The sequence below is a fragment of the Veillonella sp. S13053-19 genome, assembly GCF_002959835.1.
GTDB lineage: Bacteria > Bacillota > Negativicutes > Veillonellales > Veillonellaceae > Veillonella > Veillonella rogosae.
The window spans coordinates 90440-114148 of the sequence record NZ_PPDA01000010.1; the positions used below are offsets into that span (position 1 = coordinate 90440).

Consider the following 23709-nt stretch of genomic DNA (forward strand, 5'->3'; position numbering starts at 1 on the left):
TTTTATAAAATACCTCTAAAATAGTGGCCCCTTGTAATCGGCGTATCATCTTTGCCTACACTCTTAGGAGGAGCCTCTTGTGTTCCATTTTGAATGGCTACATAATCTGCTACAATACTACGCAATCTCTTTGGATCCATATGGCGTCCATCGATGCGTAAAATATGTAATCCTTTTCGATGTAACTCTGGTACGTAGGAACGCATATCCATTTCATGACTGTTCATAATATGCATGCGGCAATATGGATCTGTGCGAAGTGGGAATACTTCCCCTTTACGGTCCTTTAATGCGTAATCTTCTGTTACGCACGGCATTGGACAGTTTTCTTTTTTACCAGTCCCTACAAAGCTAGCGATGGCACAGTATTCAGAAATCATCATTTCCGTATAACCATGAACCATAACCTCTAATGGCAAATTAGTAGATTTTTGTAAGCTTACGAGTTGCGTCAATGTTAACTCTAAGGATGGTGCTACGCTACTCATATGTAAATCTTCCCATACTTGTAAGGCGGAGCCATTAAATATGTTAAGACCTGTATCGGCTTCAATAGCACCTGTATGCCCTAAGTCACGAAGCCATAATAACGCTTGAGGGACATGAATAGAAATGCTATCTGGTTTCGCCTCAACTATGGCCTTAAGGGTATTCATATACGCCTTTACTTCATCATCTTTCACAACCCGAGGCGTAGCAAATACACAAAGTACATCATGGTCTTTGCAAAGCTTAGCCACCTGCTCGTAGATGCTAAGTTCATAAGGCTTACGTTGTAAACGGTCACCACCGAAGATAATCTTCTTAGCGCCCCCTTCAATAGCTGCTTTCACAGCCTCTATCTCATCAACGCGAGCACTCACCATAGGCGCAGAATATTGAAGCTTATCCTTAGCAACCATAGATGACATATCTTGAGGCTCTGCAGCCAGCTCAGCCCAAGCTGTTTCATGGTCTGTAATCAATAATTTTTCTAGCGCTTCTACAGCATCTCGGCGCAATGCATTTAACACACTAGCTGGCCACATATAAGGCCCATCAGGAATAGACATAGAGCCAAGCGTAAACAATGTATTGCCTAATCTACCTACTTGGTCTGTAACCTTCTCTAATGTAGTCGGTTTATTATTCGCATAAACAGGTTCAAACTCATTAGATACTGTCACAGTACGACCATCATTTAATACAAAGGTAAGTTCTGTGCAAGGCTTTTCTCGGTCCGTATTAATAGATAAGTATCCATGTACCTCTAACTTAGCACTGAAATCTTGTAGACCTCTCTGCTTTTGAGCTTTAGGTGGTGATGCAAGGAATACTTGTCCTGATGCAAAGCCTTCATCTGGCTTACCTACAAAATGTTTATCATCAAGGGCAGACCAGTTCTGATCAATCTGATAGTAAGTAATGCTACCAGAGGCTTGCATAACCTTTAAAAGTGATCCTTTTTCAATAACTTCCGTTAAGTATAAATGAACTTGTCCTTTTTTAACCTCTGCCTTACCAATTGGTTTACCCTGATTATTTGGGGCCACCACGGTCATCATGGATTTCCCTACATGGTCTGTTAAGTAATCTGTAGAGAAGCCACGATTAAACCCAGACGCCAATGCATCGGCATCAGCAGCATCCATATGAGCTGTATCTAAAATATGACGATAGGTCCCAATGACTTGGCGCACATAGGAAACCTTTTTCATACGCCCTTCTACCTTAAAGGACGTAACACCAGCAGCTACGAGCTCATTCATATGCTCACTATAGTTAAGATCCTTTGGACTTAATAAATAGGCTTCGTGTTTAGGTAGCAAACTAGTACCAGAAGAATTCAATAGTTCATAAGGCAAACGGCAAGGTTGTGCGCAGGCACCACGGTTACCACTACGACCACCGATAAAGGAACTCATCAAGCATTGACCAGAATAGCACACACATAAGGCACCATGTACAAAGACTTCGATTTCAGCTGTACAGTTTTTACAAATATGTTCAATTTCAGGAAGGCTCAATTCACGAGCCAATACAACACGGGTAAAACCGAGGCTTTCATAAAAACGAACAGCATCTAATGTAGCCGCCGTCATCTGCGTACTGCCATGTAAGTGAAGTTTAGGAGCCACTCGTTGTGCCAATTTAGCAACTGCTAAATCTTGAACGATAATAGCATCCACACCGATGCGCTCTAAGTCCTTCAAATACGCCTCGAGATCCTTTAATTCGGAATCACCTATGAGGATATTTACGGTTACATATACGGACACATCTAAAATATGAGCCAAATGAATAGCCTCAGCCAGTTCTTCAATGCCAAAGTTTGCTGCATGAGCACGGGCATTAAAGCCTTTACCGCCAAGATAAATAGCATCAGCTCCAGATTCTAAGGCGGCTATAAAGTTTTCCATCGTACCGGCAGGAGCCAATAATTCCATGGATAATCCTTTCTACCTAACTAAAGGTATAACTATAGTACTAAAAGGGTTTACCATATGGTAAACCCTTTCAATATACTGCTTGAGATTAACGTAATCTGCAGTTAATTTCTGCTAATGCATCGATAATAGCTTGAATGTTACCATCAATATCTTCATCATTCAACGTGCCTTCCATAGAGCGGAATTGCAAGTTGTATGCAAGACTGCGGTAACCAGCTTCGATATGTTCACCTTCGTAAACGTCGAAGATAGATGCACTTTCTAAATATTCACCACCATGCTCTTTAATGATAGATAAAATTTCACCACTAGATACGGACACAGGTGCTACAATAGCAAGGTCACGGCTAGTACCTGGGAATTTACTGAAAGATGTATAGCGGAATGGTGGAATCGTTAAGGATAATACTGCTTCCAAATCGATTTCAAACATGTATACTTTTCCTGGTAAATCAAAGTTTTTGCTCACTTGTGGATGTAATTCACCATATTGAGCAATCATTTTACCATCTACTACGTATTGAGCACTTACGCCTGGGTGGAAGTATGGTTCAGCACCACGGTTGATTTCGTAGCCTGTAACGCCAAGTTCACCCAACAACGCATCTACGATGCCTTTTACATCATAGAAGTCAGTTGTGCGCTCTGCTTGATTCCAACTAGCTTGGTTCACCTTGCCCATCAAGATACCACAAGCCATAGGGCGTTCATGAGGCACTTCTGTTAAAGGCAATGCTTTTGGTTCATATACATTTGCTGTTTCAAACAACCAAAGATCCTTATTTTGTTGCGCAATGTTGCGTTTTGCTGCGTCAATAACAGCAGGCACCAAAGTAGTACGCATGTAAGGGAACTCTTCAGAAATTGGATTCAAGATCGGAATAGCAGTATAACGGCTATCCCCTTCAGGAAGCATCAGATTTGTAAGGCCATCTTTATGCATGAAGCTAAAGGTAATGATTTGAGTCATACCAAGTTTAGCCAATGCATGTGTTACCTGTTTAGTAAGAGCTTTTTTAGGAGTCATACCACCAGAGGATAATACGGCTACAGGAATTGTTGGAGCGATATTATCGTAGTTATAAATACGAGCTACCTCTTCAGCAATATCAGGCATTACTGTTACGTCACCGCGCCATGTTGGAACGAGGGCAGATAATCTATCCCCTTCTTCTGTTACAACGAATTCAAGGGCAGTCAAAATACGAACCATTTCGTCTTTTTCAATATTAGTACCCAAGTAATCATTGATTTGTTCCGCTGTAAAAGTTACAGTATGTTGTTCTACAGGGTTTTTATATACATCGATAACGCCTACATCAACTTTACAACTAGGACAGATTTGTTGTAATAATTGAGCAGCTCTATCGATAGCATAGGCAGTATATTTATGGTTTACACCACGTTCAAAACGACCAGACGCTTCAGAGCGCATACCAAGAGCTTTTGCAGTACGGCGAATGGATGGACCATTAAATACAGCAGCTTCAAACATAACTGTAGTCGTTTCATTCGTTACTTCGCTGTCAAAACCGCCCATAATACCAGCTACGCCTACAGGACGTTCTGCATCGGCAATAATAAGCATGGAGTCATTTAATTCCCGTTCAGAACCATCGAGTGTTACAAGTACTTCGCCATTTTTAGCGCGTCTTGCCACTAATGTATGACCTTTTACATGGTCATAGTCGTATGCATGCATAGGTTGTCCTAGCTCTAACATAACGTAGTTTGTAACGTCTACTACATTATTGATAGGACGAATGCCACTGTTGCGCAAACGGTTTTGCATCCACAATGGAGATGGTTCTACCTTAACATCAGTTACTACGCGAGCAGTGAAACGAGTACAAAGATCATCTGCCTCAATTTCAACAGATGCTTTGCCTTCGATAGACTCACCATTTTCGTTTACCATGATAACTGGGAATAGAGCTTTTTGATTTGTCATCATTCCGAATTCACGGGATAAGCCAACCATAGAGAAGCAATCTGCACGGTTTGCAGTGAGTTCGAATTCATATACAGTATCGTTCATGCCCAATACGTCTTTTACATCAAGACCAATTGGAGTATTTTCAGGGAAAATGTAAATACCTTGCGCTTCCTCTGGTAACACTAAATCACTAGAGATACCGAATTCTGCTACGGAACAGAACATGCCTTCAGAAGCTACACCGCGCAATTTACCTTTTTTAATTTCTGTGCCATCTGCTAAGCGAGATTTATGGTACGCTACAGGCACAATTTGACCTACTGCAACATTAGTAGCAGCCGTTACGATTTGCTTAGTAACAGGCTCACCTTCTTCAGTAAGACATTCTACTTGGCATACTTGTAATTTATCTGCATCTGGATGTTTCGTAATTTCTACGATTTTACCAGTATAAATTTTCTTAATGCCATTATCCATAGGAATGACATCTTCTACAGGAATACCAGCTTGTGTTAATTCATCGGCCAATTCTTGAGCAGGACGATTCATATCCACAGGCACGTATTCATTCATCCACTGTAAGCTTGCTTTCATGAGTTCCTCCTAAAATTGTTCCAAGAATCGTACATCATCTTCAAAGAATAGACGTAAATCGTTAATACCGTATAACAGCATTGCAATACGTTCTACGCCCATACCAAAGGCAAAGCCTTTAACCTTTTCAGGATCGTACCCATTAATGCACAATACGTCAGGATGAACCATGCCGCAGCCTAAGATTTCAAGCCAACCTGTATGAGAGCATACACGACAACCATCACCACCACACATTACACAAGAAATATCTACCTCTGCAGATGGTTCTGTGAATGGGAAGAAGCTCGTGCGGAAACGCACCTTAGTTTCATCACCATACATGTGACGCAAGAAGGACTCTAATGTACCTTTCAAATCAGCAAATGTAATGTGCTCGTCGATGATGAGACCTTCCACTTGATGGAATACTGGGGAATGTGTCGCATCATAGTCCCAACGATAAACCTTACCAGGCGCAATCATACGAATTGGGCTGTTAGGCTCATGACGTTGCATAGTACGAGCTTGTACTGGAGATGTATGTGTACGTAACAAGAAGTTTTCTGTAATATAGAAGGAATCTTGCATATCGCGTGCTGGATGATCTTTAGGCAAGTTTAAGCACTCAAAGTTATAGTAATCTTGCTCTACTTCTGGACCTTCTTCAACGGTATAACCCATTTTCATAAAGAAGTCTTCAATCATTTCATTAACCTTTGTTAATGGATGAATATGGCCAGTTTTTGGTGCACGACCAGGCAATGTAATATCGATGCGTTCTTGTTCTAAACGAGCGTTTAACTCTGCCGTTTCCATACGAACTTTAACCGTATCAATTTCGGCTTCTAATGCTTCACGAACAGCATTAACGAGGGCGCCAGCCTTCGGGCGTTCTTCTGGAGATAATTTACCAAGACCTTTTAGTAATGCCGTTACCTCACCTTTTTTACCTAAATATTTAACGCGTATATCTTGCAGTGATTGTATATCTGTCAACCCTTTAATCGCATCAAGAGCTTCAGCCTTAATCCGTTGTAATTCTTCTTTCATTAAAGCATCCTCCTATATTTAAAAGTCTAAACTATATTATACCAAATCAGGGTTGTCTTCTTCAATAAAACGCCATGGTAATTCAGGTAATGACTTCTCTTCTAGTACAAAAAAAGTACCACGTGCCAAGTGAACAAGTTCACCTAACTCATTATAGATACGTGCTGTTGCAACCATAGTCGTTTTACCATTATGCTCTACATTGGCTACACCACGCAATACAGTACCACCCTTAACAGCTTTCACATAGTTACCATTAAGATCAATAGTGCTAACAGATTTACCCAATGTGAAACAAGCGGTCCCCATTACACTATCTGCTAAACCAATACAAACGGCACCATGTAAATCCCCTCGGAAATTACAATACTCTGTATCATTTGTTTGTAAGGTCATTTCTGCATGACCTGGTTCAACTACTGTAATTTCAGAATCTTTTACCCAAGAAAATGGATTCTGATTTCGTAATTCGTTGAAATATTCTAACAATGTTGTAGCCATAAGGTTCTCCATTCAATATACTTACCCGTAGATTAGGTAATCTACATACCCCGTTTATTACAAATTGCTTGCATGAAATTTTCATATGTATATAGCACAAATTACATACAAGCATATAAAAATGGTGCGTTACATCATACATATTGTATCATGCAACGCACCATATGCGAATAACTCTATCTATTTATTAGTATGTTCTTAAAATACAAACTTACAATTCAAGACTATTCATAATGTAATGCATCAATTGGATTAAGTTTTGCCGCCTTGCGAGCTGGATAAATACCAAAGATCAAACCAATTGCCATAGAGAAGGCAAAAGACATTACAATAGTTGGTATAGATATAACTGTACTCATGCCCGAAGCCATACCAATTAACTTAGAGGCCCCTATACCGAGTGCAATACCTATGATGCCCCCCATCAGACTGATAACAACAGCCTCGATAAGAAACTGTGTAACGATAACACTATAAGTTGCACCTAAAGCCTTACGCACCCCAATTTCTCTTGTCCGTTCTGTTACTGATACGAGCATAATATTCATAATACCGATGCCACCAACTACGAGAGAAATAGCCGCTACTGCACCTAGGAACAATGTCAATGTCCCCGTTGTTTCTTCCATAGTTTCCATAATGGAGTTCATATTTTGAATGTTAAAGTCATCAAGATTTGTATCTTTGATACCATGTCGTACACGTAATAAGTTTTCAATATCGGACTGCAAGCGATCGATACCATTTTCGTCTTTGCCTACCACATATATCATTCGTAAATAATCAATGCCGTCTACCCGTTCCATAGCTGTTGTGTAAGGAATAATCACCATGTCATCTTGGTCATTACCCATAGCGCCACTACCTTTACTATTGAGTACCCCAATAATGCGGAATGGAATATTCTTAACACGTATCTCTTTACCTACAGGATCTTCATCACCAAATAGATTTTTAACAACTGTTTTACCAACTACAGCTACGCGCTCACGATTCTGTACATTTTTTTCAGATAAGAATCGACCAGACTTCATGGTCCAGTTATTAACATCTAAATAATTAGCATTAACACCAGATACTGAAGTAGTCCAGTTTTTATTTTGATAAATAACTACATATCCGCCATTTGTCATTGGACTTGCAGCTTTAACGCCATCTAGTTTTGCAATCGCTTCGTAGTCAGCTACCTTTAAGGATTTCATAGATCCTGGCGATGGTCGTACCCCTGGAGTACGCGGCGCACCTGGCATAACCATCAATAAATTTGAACCTAAGCTAGAAATGGAGTTTTGAATATCTTGCTTTACACCATTACCAATAGATACTAAAGCAATGACGGCAGCTACACCGATAATAATACCTAGCATGGTTAAAATGGAACGCATTTTATTAGCAATGAGGGATGCCCATGCCATCAAGAAACTCTCTTTATACATGAGTCACCTCCTGTACAGGTGTCATATTATGATTCTGGGAGTCCTCTACAATTAACCCATCTCGTAATACTACGTTGCGACTTGCATACGTAGCAATTTCAGGCTCATGAGTAACGAGGATAATTGTACGGCCCTCGTCATAAAGCCCTCTGAAGATGTTCATAACGTCGATAGTAGACTTAGAATCAAGATTACCTGTCGGTTCATCGGCCATAATGATGGCTGGATTGTTTGCCAATGCACGAGCTATGGCTACACGTTGCCGCTGACCACCAGATAACTCGGATGGCAAGTGATCCATGCGGTCACCAAGACCAACAGACGCTAATAAGGCCGCAGCACGTTCATTACGTGTTTTTTTATCCATCCCTGCGTAAATCATAGGGAGCGCTACATTTTCTACAGCCGTTAATTTTGTTAATAAGTTAAAACTTTGGAATACAAAGCCTATTTGTTTATTTCGTACAAAGGCCAATTCATCATCAGATAAAGTAGCTACCTCATCTCCATTTAGACGATAGGAACCTGTCGTTGGCCGATCTAAACAACCAAGAATGTTCATAAAGGTAGATTTACCTGAGCCAGAAGGACCCATGATAGATACGAATTCGCCTTTATTGACCTGTAAGTCGATACCATACAACACAGGCACCGATAATTTACCATTTACATAGGTCTTCGTAATCCCTTGTATATCGATTACTGTTTGATTCATATTCACCTACTATTAGAATGGTCCACGGCTATTATTCTTAGGAGCAGTAACATCACCACTTACGATGATTTCATCACCTTCAGATAAACCTTTTAGAATTTGTACATTAGTATCCCCAGTTACGCCTGTAGAAACAGCTGTACGAACTGGTTGACCATCTTTCATAACATATACGTATTCACCTTGTTTATCTGTACGTACTGCAGTAAGAGGAACTACTAAGGTATTTTTAATATCTTCACCAAAGATAGTAGCACGAGCCGTCATAGATGGTAAGAAATTACCTGCAATATTTTCAGGAATTTGAACCTTAACTGTATAGTACACTACGCTATTACTTGTAGCGCCCATGTTACCTTTTGTACCTTTTGCAACTTCAGATACATAACCTGTGAAAGTTTCACCAGGCTTGGAGTCTACAGTAAATTCTACTTTAGCCCCTTGTTTAATACTACCAATATCTGTTTCGTCTACAGTAAGGTAGATTTCTAGATTATTTAGGTCTGCAATTGTAGCAATAATCATTTGAGTAGAAATACCAGTACTAATCGTTTGTCCAGCTTTTAGTGGCGTACCTACAACAGTACCCGACATAGGTGCAGTAATCGTAGCATCACTTAGATCGGCAGATACACGATTGAACGTAGATAAAGCGCGTTCATAAGATGTTACGGCATCATCATAGGTTTGTTGAGCAATAGCATTTTGAGCAGCCAAAGCTTTGTAGCGATTCATATCGAGCTCAGCCTTAGATAACGCTGCGCGAGCATCATCAACAGAAGCCTGTAGTTGTCGCGTATCAATATAAGCGATAACTTGTCCCTCTGTAACGTGATCATTTTCTTTTACCAAAACTCTTTCAAGTTTACCTGCTACATTTGTAGATACGTCTACATAGTTTACAGGGTTAATAGTACCGGTCGCACTAATACTCGTTTTTACATCACCTTTTTCTACTTTACCAGTAGTATATAAATTTTGTGTTTGGCTAGCATTTTGGCTATTCATGTAGTAATACGTACCACCACCAAGAACACAAAGAGCAACGGCACCCGCAACTATGCGTTTACGATGCTTTTGGAAAAATTCTTTCATTATGATCTCCTTAAATAAAGATGAAGATATATGTAAAAGAGACAGTATTCTATATCAACACATATAGTATTGTTAAATTATACAGCACCAATTACTTTTATGCAATATAATTTCATTAACGATAAATTATAACATATATAGAAAATGGCCCCTAACAGGCCACTTTATTATATAAATTAACTACTCAATATTGATAATAGGGTGTAGTCTTTTTCATTAATAGGGAAATCTAAGAGCTCTGCCTCTTGATAAGAAATGGGACGGATATGACCATCTATATAGCCCAGTAATCGATTATCCACGCCATTCATCAATAGATTAAGACATGCTTCACTCATACGGGCTGCTAAAATTGCATCAAATGCAGATGGCCCGCCACCGCGTTGTAAATATCCCAATACGGTCAAGCTCGGATCAAACTCCGTATGTTCCTTAATAAAGGCTTTTACGTCACCACTATTATAAGCACCTTCCGCTACGAGAATCACACTATATTCTTTACCACGAATTTGTGTTTCCTTTAAATGTCGACATACATCATGTAAAGGCATAGGATTTTCAGGAACCAATACGATTTCTGCACCACATGCAAGACCTGCTTTAAGTGCAATATGACCAGCTTTACGCCCCATTACCTCTACAATGGCTACCCGCTCATGCGAGTTAGATGTATCGCGAATACGACCAACCGCATCAACTACAGTATTTAAAGCCGTATCAAAACCTAATGTATATTGAGTGCCCCCCATATCATTATCAATGGTACAAGGAATAGTCATGGTGGACATACCGAGTTTTGTCAAACTTGTAGCGCCACGCATGGAACCATCGCCACCAATAACGATGAGATGATCTATATCATGAGCTTTTAAAATATCATAGGCCTTTTTCTGAACCTCTTCATTTTGAAACTCAGGAAAGCGAGCCGTTTTTAGCATCGTCCCACCTTGGGTAATAATGCCACCTACATCACGGTTAGATAAAGGAAATATTTTTTCCTCAATGATTCCTAAATAGCCTCGTTCAATGCCAAATACTTCAAAACCTTCATGTATGGCTTTTCTAGTTAGGGCTCTTATGGCGGCGTTCATTCCAGGTGCGTCTCCGCCGCTTGTTAGTATTGCGATTCTTCTCATATCCATTACCCCCTTGTGGTGTACGTTGATTGGATATAGTCTCAGTCTTTCGATTCTTGTTTCCTACATTAGACGCCTTTTGATTGCGACGTTTATCATAACGGACTTTTTTAGATGATACCTTATTAGAATCTCCCTTATTGAACATTCCTATACTAGAGCTAGCTTTAGGGGATATTAATTTGGTATCCTCTATTCTTCTACGTTGATGATTATTAAATTGTGTATCTCTAGATGCTACTGTGGCATCTACTTCGTCTGTTTCATTGGGTTGACGTCTTGCTTTAAATTGCACATCTGAGGCCTCTAATTCGTCCTCAATACGCTGCATAAAATCATAGGTCCGACCATTTGTTGTGTCCAGTACAAAATCGCACTGCTTATACACTGGCTTCCAAGACAGTATCATAGCGTGTACAAAGGCATTAACATTAGTATAATCCATGGTAGGCCGCTTCCCAATACGGCGATTGACACGACTCACTATACGGAATTGTGCTGCTCGAATACCAATGATATAGGAATATTTTTTCAATACCTTTAATGTGCGATGTTCAATAGGGAAATTGCCACCTACAGAAATAACGGCTTCATGATACAAACATACCTTTTTTAGTACATCCATTTCAGCACGACGAAATGCTTTTTCCCCTATCTTTTTGAATATTTCAGCAATGGGCAACCCAAAACGACTTTCTAATACGCGATCGGTATCTACAAATTGCCATCCCTTGCGTTCTGCAAGATTTCGGCCGAAGTGACTTTTACCACTTCCCATAGATCCGATGAGCATAATATTGCGTTTAATTATCATTTATTATGTGCCCCTTATTATTTCATATCCTTCATTGTACTATAAAATGGCTCAAAAACAAAGACAGACTATAGACATAATATCTATAATCTGTCCCTATAAAGAACGCAATATTTCTACTGCGTCTATATCCTTGATTTCACAGCACAATGTACGTAAACTACATTGCCTTTGCGCTCTATATCTTCTATTTCTATATGTCGTGAAGGCTCTTTTTCATCAACAGTATTAATCCAGTTTATGAGTCGCTCCGTACTACCTAATAATGTTAATTCTAATATGCCTTCATGCTCATCAGTACTGACAATCATTAATGGTTCTCCTTGTAAGGAATCAAAGATACTTGTATGGCTGGTTTGAGAATTCTTGTTCTCCCTGAAAGTCTCTAATAGTTTAGCTTCCTTAGATACTATATAATCTGACTCCGCATTCATTTGTATAACAAAAGTCTCTTGCTGTTCTTGTAGGTAACTAGCTTTTTGACTCAAATATACATGTCCATATACGGAAAGACTAGTTACTATCCCCCACAGGACTACGGTCATTAGTATCTTGTTGATTGGTTGAGTGGTGCTCTCTCTTAGATCCGTCCATATGGAATGTATAAATCCCTTTATCTGCTTTAACTGTTCCATGACACTCCATTCCCGATAGTCTCTGCTGCAAAATAGCTATAAATTTACGACATGCATCATCGCTAACACCGATACCATCAATACTTACATGACCATTTTTTATACTTAGACGCTGTAAACTAATATGTTGGTCCATAGCTGTATCAAGAATATATAGAACTATACTATTTTGATAGATATTAACTTTATTACTATCAGATGTATTCTTGAGAATTTTATGTTTAATAGCCATTAACTCGCTATATTTTCCCTCAACCACTCGATACTGATCATTTGCTCGTAAATTTAGATATTCTACCTTTTGCTGATCATATATACCGTAACTAGTCCAGCACATATATATAGATACTAAGCCTACTATAAAATATATAAGACTTATACCATACAGATAGTACCGATATGTATGCCATAGACTATACCATCGTAAAGAACGAGGCATTAAATTTATACATTTATCTTTACCATCCCAAGCCAATCCACTTAAGCCCCCTTGCGGCCATACCAATTGCCATATCCCAATCTAATTGGCCCTTTTTGCAACGATTGCGACCACGACCTAAGAACAATAACGGAATATATTCGTTTTCACCATACATAGAAATTATTTCTTCCATATCATTTCGCTCTTCATCAGATAAGGTATCTAAACCGTACATGCGTATACCTTGAATTTCATCGATACCAAATGTTTGCAATCTAGCTTCTAATTTTTCCATTGCTTCCGATACATCACTACCGGTAATAGGAACAATACATTCCTCAATACATATATCATTCCACCATAGCCATAGATGCATAGCCCCTTCTTCAACAACACCAGTTACCGTCCCACTACGCCGCATCAAGCAGTAACAAATAGGAATGGGCCAAAAATCGATAACATCTACTGGTGCATACGTATCTCGTATGCCTTGTTTTAACAGCTCAAGAGAATGACGATCTACGGCTACCATAAACATATGATAACTATGTCTTGGATATTCTCGCCGACACGCATCCATTTGGAAGCTATCTCCATCAAAGTTAAAGTAATCCTCTACATTCCACTTAATAAATTCCTTCATATCAAAATCGTGAGGATCATAAGGTGCTACACGCATTTGTGTATCTATATTAGCTACAATGCTATAGGCCCCTTCGTCTAAATCATAGGTTTCTATAAATCTAGTAACGTCTTCATCAATAGGTCCACTCCGTTTCATCTCTAATGCATCAGTAATGACCATTGTTTTATTTTCAATATGAGCTGTAACACATACAATACGCTCATCTGTAATACAAACACCAGAATGAATTTTCTTTTTCCGTTTCATAGCCTCACCTCAATAAGGTTTTACCTTTACCACATGCATATGTTTATCTTGATCTACTGTGACATACATATGAACGCGGCTCACTATTTCCCGATTTTTCAATTTCCCATAACTCATAACATGACGAGGATTATCCATCGAACGATCCGGTTCAATGGTAATTTCTACATCCCCCTCATCTGACACTATTAGTTTTTGTTGAAAGTCCCAAGTATTACCTGCCTTACAATACCCTACAAACCAATGAGCCCCTCTTTGAGCTGCATAATGAGCCTCTTCTAAATGGAGTTCATCGATGGCATTGCTTTCACAAATTTGACTAATACGAAGCCCCATAAAGGCTAAGAGCAATAATAAGGACATAGTAAGTATAGCTACATATGTAATAAAGCCTGCATTATGGGCTCCTCCGTTCATGGCTTGTCTCCTCATTATCTTTATACCAATCATAAACAGCACTCTGCCCTATAGCGACCTCATACAGAGCTAACCCACCATATCCGCTAGTATAGAGCTTATTATTAGTAAAGCGATTATTAATGTACCATCGCAGATGAACTGTTTTATTATTATCTAGACTAAATGGGTGTTCCTGCGTATACCCTACATTACGCTTGTCTCTTGTTCCTATGATGCGACTACCACTTACGGGTTGTAGGCTACCATCCGTGAGTTTTCTGTAAAGAGCATGTCTTTGTACGGTCAAGGTCGTACGCTTTGTATCATGAATATATAAGCTTATATTCTTATCCTCTACGGTAACCTCTACAGGATTCCATATCATTTGAGCTACCACCATACGCCGTGTATAACGACCATCCTCCATCATCGCTACGCTATCTAGTAATTTGGCGTCCCACATAACCCCATAGAATACAATGCCTAAGAGCAAGGTAAGGACAATAACAGAAATCGTCATACTAATAAGGGTCGAGTACAATATAAAGCCTTCATGATTAACTTTGCTATTCATCGTATTTCCTCCAAATCAATGGATAGTGAATAGACAACCTTTTCATTATCTATGGTCTCTACCGTTAAGCGTTGTAGTGAAATGCCCTGCACTACTACGGGCTCCACATATGTTTTATAAGTAATAGCCTCACTAGGGCTCATGATAAATTGTGACTTATGTACGCCTGTTTGAAGTGTTCCCGTTTCATAATATGCTGCTTTACCTTCCTCTACATACGTTATAGTATCTTGCAATATATGGTCCCAATAATAAGCCTTATATATCGTTATCGTCGCCATCCAGAACACAGATAATACAATAGGTAACATAAATATAATAATAGCTGCCGAGAATAAAGCATCGCCATACATAAACCCTTCAGTGTACTTCTTCCCATCTGATACGCCCCGTTTGTACCGATACCCATATGCGATTTTTCTCACCACTTTCACGATCTGTCAGAACAATTTCTGTTCCGTCACTAGGTAAACCAAGAGCTGAAAAAGAAATAATAGTCATAGATCTTATATTCTCAATATTAGGAGGCAATGATATGTTTACCGTATGATGATTGGCGTCTTCTTCAATAGTGTAACTATCCTTATTTAATATGAAGAGCATTCTACCTTTCCCATTTGACTTATGTCCAAGCATGGACCAAAGCTGAACCTTTTTTAGCATATACACAACCTCTTGAGTAGCTCCATTTAGAGTATACCGACTAGGTGTTGTCACAATGGGTAAGGCAATAGATATGAGAAGTAATACTAAACTTATGGTAATCATCCACTCAGCTAGTAAGGAGCCTAACTGGCCATTTATAGGTTGTGCCTTAACCATTGGTATATTACCTCCATATATAGACCACCATGCAAGGCGCACCAACCTCCAAAGCATAGAAAGGGACCAAATGGAATGTATCGATTACGATAACCTGTTAGTAAGAGATAGAGAGAACCAACACAAAATGATACGTAAAAGAAACATACAATCTCCCATGGCGTAAGCCATGTGGCAATGGCAGAAAACCATTTCACATCACCAAGTCCAAAGCCTTTATGACTCATTAGACGAAGTCCATATGTAATAGCCCCTACACTCATAACACTTAATATGGTTATTAACATAGATTTATCATTTATATAGCTATATATAATTCCACCTAGTACAAGGGCCATAGCCCCTTCATCGGGCAATATATAGTAATGCATATCGATGGTAGCACCTGCTATGATGATGAGTGAAAACGCAGCATACAAAGCAACGTGAATAAAGGATATTGCCTTCAATGATAATAGAATAGGTAATACTACAGATGCTATATATACGATGAGTCCTATTACATAACTAGTCCCTTTCATACCTTGTCCTTCCATATATCAAGCACCTTTAATCGATGCCAATACCAGGCACTCAATATGTATGTGCCTAATAAACACTATATGTCGATTAAATTAAACACTATATGTCGATTAAATTAAACACTATGTACCTAATAAACAATATGCCCATTAAATAATACATACCTATCGATTAAGGTACACTAGGTGCTGTTACAACTACAGCTTTTGCAGTACCACCGCTAACAGCTTCATAGGTAATGGTATATTCTTTACCTTTTGCTGTCTTAACATGTTCAGTGAGATAGCCTTCTTTGTAAAGATTTTCTACTGTTGGTGGAGTATCTACATTCTTATCAATCATGTAGAGCTGGGTGGCATTTTTAATAATTTGAATATCTGCCGTTTCTTTTGCAGATCGCGCTCTATCTGCGGCAGATAAGAACTGCGGCATCGCAATGGCTGCTAAAATAGCGATAACTGCAACGACAACCATTAATTCCACAAGGGTAAAACCACCTTTTCTCGACTTGTTAAGTCCTTCTCGAACACGACATATATGTAATCGCTCTACTATCCATTGTCCACACATTTCTAATCGATGATTTATGCCATGAACCATATGTATAACGGAACTCATAATATCCTCCTTTTACATTATTTAATACAATTCGATTCTATTTAATACTGGTAAAATGATGTCTATTGTCCTCCTAGTTTGGCGATAGACGTAAATAAGGGATACATAACAGAAACGACTAATACGGCTACACCAATGCCCATGACAGTTAATAGAACAGGTTCTAATAATCGCTCTAATCGAGCAATATATTTTGAAAGTATAGACTCATAGTAGTGACCACAATGGTTTAACATCTTTACTAACTCACCGCTTTCTTCCCCAATAGAAACCATTTGCCATATAAAATCATTCCCTATATGACCATTGCGTAAACTTTCTTCAAAAGAATGACCAGTTAATAGTTTTGCCTCCACCTGTTCACTACATTCACTGCCATATAGATTTCCCCATAAGGGACGAGTAATGTTCATGGTATGAATAATCGAAATCCCCGAGTCTAGCAACAGAGCCCACACCTTCAACATGCTCGTATAGTACACACAAGTACTCCATTGGTATCGGTGAGCCAACTGCCAAAGCCAACGATGTACTTTACATTTCATACTATGCTGCTTATAAGCAAATACTATTGAACCTATTACAACACTATGTATACCTATTACCATCAAAGGATGTTCCTTTAACCCTTGTCCTAATGCAAAGAGGGCTCGTGTCATCAATGGTAGTGTAATATGCATAGTTGTAAAAACCTTTTCAAAGGATGGAATGATAAACAGGATGGTAACGAGAAAGAATACGTTCATCATAAGAAGAAGAAATATAGGATAAGAAATAGCACTCATAACCTTTTGTCGGAGTTGTCGTTCCCAATCGTAGTGACGTGAAATGTATTGTAAGCTTTCACCTAAGGTGCCTGCTGCCTCTCCACTTTCTAGTAGTGCTAAGGCTATAGCAGGACAACCTTCACTACGTAATGCTTGCGATAAGGTTTGGCCTCTCTCAATCGATTCATACAAGGCCCTATATAGCAAACTTCGCTTTCCCTGACAGAGTAACTGTAAAGCCCTTCGTAAAGGCACACCAGACTCTATCAGTAATCCTAGTTGATAGGTTATATCGACCACCATAGCATGATTCCATTTATGTTTCTTCTTTTCTACTTGTAAAGATATTTTATAAATCTTGTATCCATCGCGTTTTAGCCGTGTTGCAATCTCCTGTTCTGAATCGCCCCACATCACCCCTTTTTCTGTTTCATTATTCTCATTTTTTACGACATATTCATAAGCCTCCATGTATTCACCTACGATAATTGTTGATCTAATAGAGTATGTAGTTGTTGTTGAGAACCATATTGTGCCTTCACATCTCGCACAGCCATTTCTAGTGTTTTCATAGGTAACTGTGTTTCTTGAATGGAAATAATTTGAGGTTCCTTACGAGTGCGAATTAAATTTGCTACTGCATGGGTATTTAGTAAAATATCACGAATAGTAATGAACTTCTTATTCCACCTAAGTAGTCGCTGACATATAACGGCACGTAACACTTGAGATATTTGACTACGTACCTCTTCTTGTTGCTCTCCTGGGAAAAGAGATATCATACGATGAACAGCCATTACGGCTCTCTGTGTATGCATAGTAGCCATCACAAGATGCCCCGTCTCTGCCGCATGGAGTGCAGCCTCCAAGGTTTCTCGATCACGCAGCTCCCCTACCATAATGACATCTGGGTCCTCCCGCAAGGCATCTCGAATGCCGTCAGACATAGACTTAATATCGGCACCTAATTGCCTTTGATGAATCAAAGATCTTTTAGGCTTAAATTCAAACTCGATAGGGTCTTCTAAGGTTATGATATGACGCTCCATTGTCTGATTAATATAATCGATACAACAAGCTAAGGTGAAGCTTTTACCACTGCCCGTAGGACCACAGACGAGCAATAAACCATCATGGGCCTCACATAATTTTTGTAGTAGTTGCCCTTCACTGTTATCATCTAACGAAAGTTGTTGATGACAAAGTAAGCGCAAGGTACCACATATGGTTTGATTAGCCCGATATAGATGAACACGAATGCGCACACCACAACAAGAGCATGCTTCATCAATGGATTGCCATTCGTAGGATGTTATACCACATCGCCGTAAAATATCTTCGATTAAGTCTGTCGTACACACAAAGCTAGTAGCCTTTAATCCATCACCATGTCGCAAATATATAGGCTGTCCACATTGTAGATGAATATCTGTTGATGATAACTGTATTGCTTGTTCTACAATAGTTTCTAAACTTTCACTATTACAGCATGAGTCCACAACGATGCACCTCCTCAATAGATGTAACATGCTGAGATACGGCTTCACGGGCAGAATCCTCTAAAGATAGTAATACATGTGTTTCTAATTGGTCCCAACAGGCCGAATTAGCTGGAATCTCTAAAAATTCAAAGAGTGCTGTTCGCCCATGGTACGCTGTACCATCAAATTTTCTAACTAGCCGTTGTGCAATAGCCCCCATTAAGGTAGCTCGAATTAAATATGGTTCTACCCCCATATCCATGAGCCGCGTTACTACGCCCATAGCAGTATTTGTGTGAATGGTAGACAATACGCGATGTCCCGTTAAAGCAGCTTTAACGGCGAGCTCTGCAGTCTCCTTATCTCTAATCTCACCAATCATAATCGTATCGGGATCTTGGCGTAATACAGATCTAAGGCCCTTTGCAAATGTAAAGCCAATCTTCTCATTGATACCAATTTGGATGGCCCCTTTAATTTCAGCCTCCACGGGGTCCTCTAGACATATGAGCTTTGTTTCCTTTAAATTTAACATGCGAAGCATGGCATATAGAGTAGCAGTCTTGCCACTACCCGTAGGCCCACAGATGAGCAATAAGCCATAAGGACGTTTTAGTAATTGCACGATATGTTCAAAAATATCTGTACGCATGCCTAAAGCTTTAAGGTCTTTATGACTGCCCTCATTGCCCATAAGGCGACAGACTAAAGTCTCGCCGTATAAGCTGGGCAAAGTAGATACACGCATTGTTATGGCTTTATCTTTATGACTCCAAGCCCAACGACCGTCTTGAGGCAATCTTTTTTCGCTAATATCTAATGAACTACAAACCTTGATGCGATTAATAATAAGCTCCGCATCTTCATTAGATACTGTCATGTAATTTTGTAACAGTCCATCTTGTCGTAGTCGAACATGCACACCACTTTTAACAGGATCAAAGTGAATATCGCTTACATGATGTTCTAAGGCATACAAAATAATATCGTCTAATGTCACGTCTACATACATGGTCACCTCCAATACCTTGCGGTATGTTTTTACCTCACACTAGCGTATGGCGTTATAGGTTTCGACATCATCCCCAAAATTCCTTTTTTATTTTTAAAAATCCACGAAGCGAAAACTTTTCTATTTTTGAGTATACAAAAAAGGCGCCCCGAAGGGCGCCCTTATTGGACTATTAGAAATAATGTATCTTATTTTAAGTTGTAGAATACGTCATTACCTTTATATTGAGCTGTTTCGTATAACATTTCTTCAATGCGAAGCAATTGGTTGTATTTTGCTACACGTTCAGAGCGAGCTGGTGCACCAGTCTTAATTTGACCAGCATTTACAGCTACAGCAATGTCAGCGATGAATGTATCTTCTGTTTCGCCAGAGCGATGTGATACTACGCAAGTGTAACCAGCGCGTTTAGCAAGTTCCATAGCATCGAAAGCTTCAGTGAGGGTACCAATTTGGTTAACTTTTACAAGAATAGAGTTACCTACACCAAGCTCAATACCACGAGCTAAACGTTTTGTGTTAGTTACGAATAAATCGTCACCAACAAGTTGTACGCGGTCACCAAGACGATCTGTTAATACTTTCCAGCCTTCCCAATCTTCTTCAGCAAGACCATCTTCGATGGATACGATTGGGTATTTGCCTACTAAGTATTCGTAGAAGTCTACCATTTCAGCAGCTGTTTTAACTTTACCTTCGCCAGCTAAATTGTATTTGCCGTCTTCATAGAATTCAGAAGATGCAGAATCAAGAGCCAATTTGAAGTCTTTACCAGGTTCATAACCAGCTGCTTTAATAGCTTCGCAGATTACTTCCAATGCTTCTTCGTTAGATGCCAAGTTAGGAGCAAAACCACCTTCGTCACCTACTGCAGTGCTAAGACCTTTGCCATGAAGTACGGATTTCAATGTATGGTATACCTCTGCACAGCTGCGAAGAGCTTCTGCAAAGGATTCAGCGCCTACAGGCATGATCATGAACTCTTGAATATCTACGTTGTTATCCGCATGTGCTCCACCGTTCAAGATATTCATCATAGGAACTGGCAATTCTTTTGCGTTAAAGCCACCAAGGTATGCAAATAATGGCAAATCTAAGGATTCAGCTGCTGCACGAGCTACTGCCATAGATACACCAAGGATTGCATTAGCACCAAGGTTAGATTTATTATCTGTGCCATCTAATTTCAACATCAAGTTATCGATTGCCACTTGTTCTGTAGCATCATAACCGATAAGTGCAGGGCCGATTTTAGCATTTACATTGTCGATAGCTTTCAAAACACCTTTACCAAGGTAACGGGATTTATCGCCATCGCGCAATTCTACGGCTTCAAACATACCAGTAGAAGCACCAGATGGAACAGCTGCTGTAGCAATAGTACCATCTTCTAAACATACTTCAACTTCCACAGTTGGGTTACCGCGGGAATCTAAAATTTCTCTTGCAATGACTTGTTCAATTACTGCCATTTTATCACCTCATAAATCTAAGGTGGAGTTATTAAAAATCTTCCACCGTTATGTATCGATTAGGTCTAACTATAGTGAAAGTTAGACCTCAAAATTATGCTTTATGTACTAAACTATGGCCTGTCATAGATTTTGGTTGTTCTATGCCAGCCAGGTCTAATAATGTAGGAGCAATATCACATAATTTACCAGCTTCTAAAGTAGCTGTTTTAAGTGTATCGCTCATTAAAATTAAAGGAACTAAGTTTGTAGTATGCGCCGTATGAACCTTACCAGTTTCATGATTAACCATAAGCTCAGCATTACCATGGTCCGCCGTAATTAACAAGTGACCATTCTTACTGCGTATAGCCTCAACAATACGACCTAAGCAAGTATCTACGGCCTGAACTGCTTTAACAGCTGCTTCAAAGCTACCTGTATGACCGACCATATCTGGATTTGCAAAGTTTAAGATGATCATGTCATATTTTTCATCTTGAATAGCTTGTACAACTTTATCAGTTACCTCATAAGCGCTCATCTCAGGTTGTAAATCATAGGTAGCCACTTGAGGAGATTTCACAAGAACGCGGTCTTCACCTTCAAATGGTTCCTCTTTACCACCGCTGAAGAAATACGTTACATGAGCATATTTCTCTGTTTCAGCAATGCGCAGTTGACGATAACCACCAGTGCTTAGCACTTCGCCTAATGTTTCAGATAAGATATCTTTTTCGTATACGATATGAACTGGCAAACCATCTTCGTACTTGGTCATAGTCGCCATATACAAGGACAGTTGCTCTCGTTTAAAACCATCAAAGTCAGGTAACACTAAGGCTTTTGTTAGCTCACGCCCACGGTCTGGACGGAAATTACAGAAGATAACGGCATCTCCATCTTTGATAGTCCCTTCAGCATCAATGACTGTAGGAAGAACAAACTCATCAGCTGCATCTTTGTCGTAAGACTGTTGCACTGCTTCACAAGCAGAATCTGCCGTTTCACCTTGACCATGTACAATAGCATTATATGCTAACTCAACACGGTCCCATCGATTATCGCGATCCATTGCATAGTAACGACCGATCACGGTAACAATCTTGCCACAGTTTAGCTCTGCCATATACGCTTCTAAGTCTTTTAAATAGCCTTGTGCACATTGAGGAGCTACGTCACGACCATCGAGCAAGGCATGTACATAAACGTGCTCAATACCATGATCATGAGCCCCTTTGATAACTGCCTTAATGTGCTCTAAGGAGCAATGTACATTGCCATCAGATACTAGACCGATAAGATGTAAGCTTTGTTTTTTAGCAACTTCGTATAGTTCCTTCATAACAGGGCGATTATAAAACTCGCCAGATTCAACGTCTTTAGTAATACGAGTTAAATCTTGATACACAATACGCCCAGAGCCAAGATTTAAATGGCCGACTTCAGAGTTCCCCATTTGACCTTCTGGAAGGCCTACCGCAAGCCCTGATGCTTCCAATTTTGTATGTGGATACGTATCCCATAATTGATTAAAACAGAGCGGCTTCGCCTGTACTACAGCATTGGTTGTATCTGATTGATCCCCCATGCCAAAGCCATCTAAGATGACTAGCATTACGGGAGCCTCTAATTTAGCCATTTCTAACCTCATATTAAGCGCTTACTTGATTCGCCGCTTTAATAATATCAATAAATTCATCAACTACTAGGGATGCACCGCCTACAAGAGCACCGTCTATATTTGGTTCTCCTAGAATTTCTAGTGCATTTTCAGATTTAACGCTACCGCCATACTGGATACGCACGGCATCAGCGGCGTCATCATCATATACAGAACGAATGTAATCGCGAATAGCTTTACACACCTCTTCAGCTTGATCAGCTGTTGCAGTCTTGCCAGTACCAATAGCCCAAATTGGTTCGTACGCAATAATGAGTTGACTCACTTGTTCTTTAGGAATATCAGCCAAGGCCCCTTTTAGTTGAGACGTAATCCAATCAAGAGTATGACCAGCTTCACGTTGTTCTAAACTTTCACCAACACAGACAATAGGGTTTAAATTATGATGGAATGCACTCTTAATTTTGGCATTTACCGTCTCATCTGTTTCGCCATAATATTCGCGGCGCTCAGAATGACCGATAATGACATAATCAACGCCTACCTCTGTAAGCATAAGTGGTGAAATTTCACCAGTGAACGCACCAGCATCATGATAATCCATAGTTTGTGCGCCTACCTCAATCGCTGTGTTACGCGTCAGCGCTACAGCACGCTCAATAGCTGTGAAAGGCGGGCAAACAACTACATCACAGGATAATTCCATATCTTGTAACACGCTGTTAAACGCTTCGATCAGAATTGATCCAGACGCAATGGTGCCATTCATTTTCCAATTTCCTGCAATAATAGGTTTTCTCATA

24 protein-coding genes are annotated in these 23709 nt (G+C 39.6%); all 24 read right to left on the reverse strand.

Annotation, left to right across the window (positions count from 1 at the left end; genetic code table 11):
* Positions 1-2: 2 nt before the first annotated feature.
* The 24 genes from VEHSUH06_RS06935 to tpiA all read right to left on the reverse strand — a co-directional run bounded on the left by VEHSUH06_RS06935 (position 3) and on the right by tpiA (position 23708).
* Positions 3-2426 (reverse strand): DUF3656 domain-containing protein, encoded by a 2424-nt coding sequence (locus VEHSUH06_RS06935; RefSeq protein ID WP_105098298.1) that lies wholly within the window; start codon positions 2424-2426, stop codon positions 3-5.
* Positions 2427-2514: 88 nt separating this feature from the next.
* A complete protein-coding gene (gene pheT, locus VEHSUH06_RS06940; RefSeq protein WP_105098299.1) occupies positions 2515-4959 on the reverse strand; it encodes a phenylalanine--tRNA ligase subunit beta in 2445 nt (814 codons plus the stop codon).
* 9 nt (positions 4960-4968) lie between these two features.
* On the reverse strand, positions 4969-5991 hold the full coding sequence (pheS, locus tag VEHSUH06_RS06945) for a phenylalanine--tRNA ligase subunit alpha (RefSeq protein ID WP_105098300.1): 1023 nt from the start codon (positions 5989-5991) through the stop codon (positions 4969-4971).
* A gap of 36 nt (positions 5992-6027) precedes the next feature.
* Positions 6028-6492 (reverse strand): PaaI family thioesterase, encoded by a 465-nt coding sequence (locus tag VEHSUH06_RS06950; protein WP_105098301.1) that lies wholly within the window; start codon positions 6490-6492, stop codon positions 6028-6030.
* A gap of 224 nt (positions 6493-6716) precedes the next feature.
* On the reverse strand, positions 6717-7928 hold the full coding sequence (locus VEHSUH06_RS06955; RefSeq protein WP_105098302.1) for an ABC transporter permease: 1212 nt from the start codon (positions 7926-7928) through the stop codon (positions 6717-6719).
* On the reverse strand, positions 7921-8643 hold the full coding sequence (locus VEHSUH06_RS06960) for an ABC transporter ATP-binding protein (protein ID WP_105098303.1): 723 nt from the start codon (positions 8641-8643) through the stop codon (positions 7921-7923). The genes VEHSUH06_RS06955 and VEHSUH06_RS06960 overlap by 8 nt, the downstream gene beginning before the upstream one ends.
* Positions 8644-8655: 12 nt before the next feature.
* Positions 8656-9738, reverse strand: coding sequence for an efflux RND transporter periplasmic adaptor subunit (locus tag VEHSUH06_RS06965; protein ID WP_105098304.1), 1083 nt, complete (start codon positions 9736-9738; stop codon positions 8656-8658).
* A gap of 176 nt (positions 9739-9914) precedes the next feature.
* Positions 9915-10829: an ATP-dependent 6-phosphofructokinase gene (locus tag VEHSUH06_RS06970; protein WP_233187906.1), complete on the reverse strand. Its 915-nt coding sequence runs from the start codon at positions 10827-10829 to the stop codon at positions 9915-9917.
* Positions 10801-11688: a shikimate kinase gene (locus VEHSUH06_RS06975; protein ID WP_105098306.1), complete on the reverse strand. Its 888-nt coding sequence runs from the start codon at positions 11686-11688 to the stop codon at positions 10801-10803. Before VEHSUH06_RS06975 ends, VEHSUH06_RS06970 begins: the two co-directional genes overlap by 29 nt.
* A 125-nt stretch (positions 11689-11813) precedes the next feature.
* Positions 11814-12233: a hypothetical protein gene (locus VEHSUH06_RS06980; protein WP_105098307.1), complete on the reverse strand. Its 420-nt coding sequence runs from the start codon at positions 12231-12233 to the stop codon at positions 11814-11816.
* Positions 12202-12555, reverse strand: a complete 354-nt coding sequence (locus VEHSUH06_RS10850; RefSeq protein ID WP_233187901.1) for a hypothetical protein — start codon at positions 12553-12555, stop codon at positions 12202-12204. Before VEHSUH06_RS10850 ends, VEHSUH06_RS06980 begins: the two co-directional genes overlap by 32 nt.
* Positions 12556-12781: 226 nt before the next feature.
* Complete coding sequence (locus tag VEHSUH06_RS06990) at positions 12782-13636, reverse strand: hypothetical protein (protein ID WP_009351622.1); 855 nt, start codon at positions 13634-13636, stop codon at positions 12782-12784.
* 9 nt (positions 13637-13645) lie between these two features.
* A complete protein-coding gene (locus VEHSUH06_RS06995) occupies positions 13646-14053 on the reverse strand; it encodes a hypothetical protein (protein WP_105098309.1) in 408 nt (135 codons plus the stop codon).
* Complete coding sequence (locus VEHSUH06_RS07000; RefSeq protein ID WP_105098310.1) at positions 14034-14609, reverse strand: hypothetical protein; 576 nt, start codon at positions 14607-14609, stop codon at positions 14034-14036. Before VEHSUH06_RS07000 ends, VEHSUH06_RS06995 begins: the two co-directional genes overlap by 20 nt.
* The gene (locus tag VEHSUH06_RS07005; protein WP_233187902.1) at positions 14606-14920 is read right to left on the reverse strand and encodes a hypothetical protein; all 315 of its coding nucleotides are present in this window, start codon (positions 14918-14920) and stop codon (positions 14606-14608) included. The genes VEHSUH06_RS07000 and VEHSUH06_RS07005 overlap by 4 nt, the downstream gene beginning before the upstream one ends.
* A 49-nt stretch (positions 14921-14969) precedes the next feature.
* Entirely contained in the window at positions 14970-15431 is a 462-nt protein-coding gene (locus tag VEHSUH06_RS07010; RefSeq protein WP_105098312.1) for a hypothetical protein, read from the reverse strand.
* Complete coding sequence (locus VEHSUH06_RS07015) at positions 15410-15967, reverse strand: A24 family peptidase (protein WP_233187903.1); 558 nt, start codon at positions 15965-15967, stop codon at positions 15410-15412. Before VEHSUH06_RS07015 ends, VEHSUH06_RS07010 begins: the two co-directional genes overlap by 22 nt.
* Positions 15968-16124: 157 nt before the next feature.
* On the reverse strand, positions 16125-16571 hold the full coding sequence (locus VEHSUH06_RS07020; protein WP_009351675.1) for a competence type IV pilus major pilin ComGC: 447 nt from the start codon (positions 16569-16571) through the stop codon (positions 16125-16127).
* A 62-nt stretch (positions 16572-16633) separates the two neighbouring features.
* Complete coding sequence (locus tag VEHSUH06_RS07025; protein ID WP_105098314.1) at positions 16634-17809, reverse strand: type II secretion system F family protein; 1176 nt, start codon at positions 17807-17809, stop codon at positions 16634-16636.
* Positions 17810-17817: 8 nt separating this feature from the next.
* Positions 17818-18837 carry a type IV pilus twitching motility protein PilT gene (locus VEHSUH06_RS07030; RefSeq protein ID WP_105098315.1) on the reverse strand — a complete coding sequence of 340 codons (1020 nt, stop codon included), beginning with the start codon at positions 18835-18837 and terminating at the stop codon, positions 17818-17820.
* Positions 18821-19831, reverse strand: coding sequence for a GspE/PulE family protein (locus VEHSUH06_RS07035; protein WP_105098316.1), 1011 nt, complete (start codon positions 19829-19831; stop codon positions 18821-18823). Before VEHSUH06_RS07035 ends, VEHSUH06_RS07030 begins: the two co-directional genes overlap by 17 nt.
* 188 nt (positions 19832-20019) lie before the next feature.
* On the reverse strand, positions 20020-21303 hold the full coding sequence (gene eno / locus VEHSUH06_RS07040) for a phosphopyruvate hydratase (protein ID WP_054748599.1): 1284 nt from the start codon (positions 21301-21303) through the stop codon (positions 20020-20022).
* Between the two features lie 94 nt (positions 21304-21397).
* Positions 21398-22924, reverse strand: coding sequence for a 2,3-bisphosphoglycerate-independent phosphoglycerate mutase (gene gpmI, locus VEHSUH06_RS07045; protein ID WP_105098317.1), 1527 nt, complete (start codon positions 22922-22924; stop codon positions 21398-21400).
* 13 nt (positions 22925-22937) lie between these two features.
* Complete coding sequence (gene tpiA / locus VEHSUH06_RS07050) at positions 22938-23708, reverse strand: triose-phosphate isomerase (protein ID WP_105098318.1); 771 nt, start codon at positions 23706-23708, stop codon at positions 22938-22940.
* Position 23709: the final 1 nt, after the last annotated feature.

Bases quoted from the DNA above. Each gene is read 5' to 3' on its own strand.
- gpmI (WP_105098317.1), bottom strand. From the start codon at position 22,924: ATGGCTAAATTAGAGGCTCCCGTAATGCTAGTCATCTTAGATGGCTTT.
- VEHSUH06_RS06965 (WP_105098304.1), bottom strand. From the start codon at position 9,738: ATGAAAGAATTTTTCCAAAAGCATCGTAAACGCATAGTTGCGGGTGCC.
- VEHSUH06_RS06950 (WP_105098301.1), bottom strand. From the start codon at position 6,492: ATGGCTACAACATTGTTAGAATATTTCAACGAATTACGAAATCAGAAT.
- VEHSUH06_RS06975 (WP_105098306.1), bottom strand. From the start codon at position 11,688: ATGATAATTAAACGCAATATTATGCTCATCGGATCTATGGGAAGTGGT.
- eno (WP_054748599.1), bottom strand. From the start codon at position 21,303: ATGGCAGTAATTGAACAAGTCATTGCAAGAGAAATTTTAGATTCCCGC.
- VEHSUH06_RS07010 (WP_105098312.1), bottom strand. From the start codon at position 15,431: ATGGTTAAGGCACAACCTATAAATGGCCAGTTAGGCTCCTTACTAGCT.
- VEHSUH06_RS10850 (WP_233187901.1), bottom strand. From the start codon at position 12,555: ATGGCTATTAAACATAAAATTCTCAAGAATACATCTGATAGTAATAAA.
- tpiA (WP_105098318.1), bottom strand. From the start codon at position 23,708: ATGAGAAAACCTATTATTGCAGGAAATTGGAAAATGAATGGCACCATT.
- VEHSUH06_RS06990 (WP_009351622.1), bottom strand. From the start codon at position 13,636: ATGAAACGGAAAAAGAAAATTCATTCTGGTGTTTGTATTACAGATGAG.
- VEHSUH06_RS07015 (WP_233187903.1), bottom strand. From the start codon at position 15,967: ATGGAAGGACAAGGTATGAAAGGGACTAGTTATGTAATAGGACTCATC.
- VEHSUH06_RS07025 (WP_105098314.1), bottom strand. From the start codon at position 17,809: ATGGAGGCTTATGAATATGTCGTAAAAAATGAGAATAATGAAACAGAA.
- VEHSUH06_RS06980 (WP_105098307.1), bottom strand. From the start codon at position 12,233: ATGACCGTAGTCCTGTGGGGGATAGTAACTAGTCTTTCCGTATATGGA.
- VEHSUH06_RS06955 (WP_105098302.1), bottom strand. From the start codon at position 7,928: ATGTATAAAGAGAGTTTCTTGATGGCATGGGCATCCCTCATTGCTAAT.
- VEHSUH06_RS07035 (WP_105098316.1), bottom strand. From the start codon at position 19,831: ATGTATGTAGACGTGACATTAGACGATATTATTTTGTATGCCTTAGAA.
- VEHSUH06_RS07005 (WP_233187902.1), bottom strand. From the start codon at position 14,920: ATGTTACCTATTGTATTATCTGTGTTCTGGATGGCGACGATAACGATA.
- VEHSUH06_RS07020 (WP_009351675.1), bottom strand. From the start codon at position 16,571: ATGAGTTCCGTTATACATATGGTTCATGGCATAAATCATCGATTAGAA.
- pheT (WP_105098299.1), bottom strand. From the start codon at position 4,959: ATGAAAGCAAGCTTACAGTGGATGAATGAATACGTGCCTGTGGATATG.
- pheS (WP_105098300.1), bottom strand. From the start codon at position 5,991: ATGAAAGAAGAATTACAACGGATTAAGGCTGAAGCTCTTGATGCGATT.
- VEHSUH06_RS06960 (WP_105098303.1), bottom strand. From the start codon at position 8,643: ATGAATCAAACAGTAATCGATATACAAGGGATTACGAAGACCTATGTA.
- VEHSUH06_RS07000 (WP_105098310.1), bottom strand. From the start codon at position 14,609: ATGAATAGCAAAGTTAATCATGAAGGCTTTATATTGTACTCGACCCTT.
- VEHSUH06_RS06970 (WP_233187906.1), bottom strand. From the start codon at position 10,829: ATGAACGCCGCCATAAGAGCCCTAACTAGAAAAGCCATACATGAAGGT.
- VEHSUH06_RS06935 (WP_105098298.1), bottom strand. From the start codon at position 2,426: ATGGAATTATTGGCTCCTGCCGGTACGATGGAAAACTTTATAGCCGCC.
- VEHSUH06_RS06995 (WP_105098309.1), bottom strand. From the start codon at position 14,053: ATGAACGGAGGAGCCCATAATGCAGGCTTTATTACATATGTAGCTATA.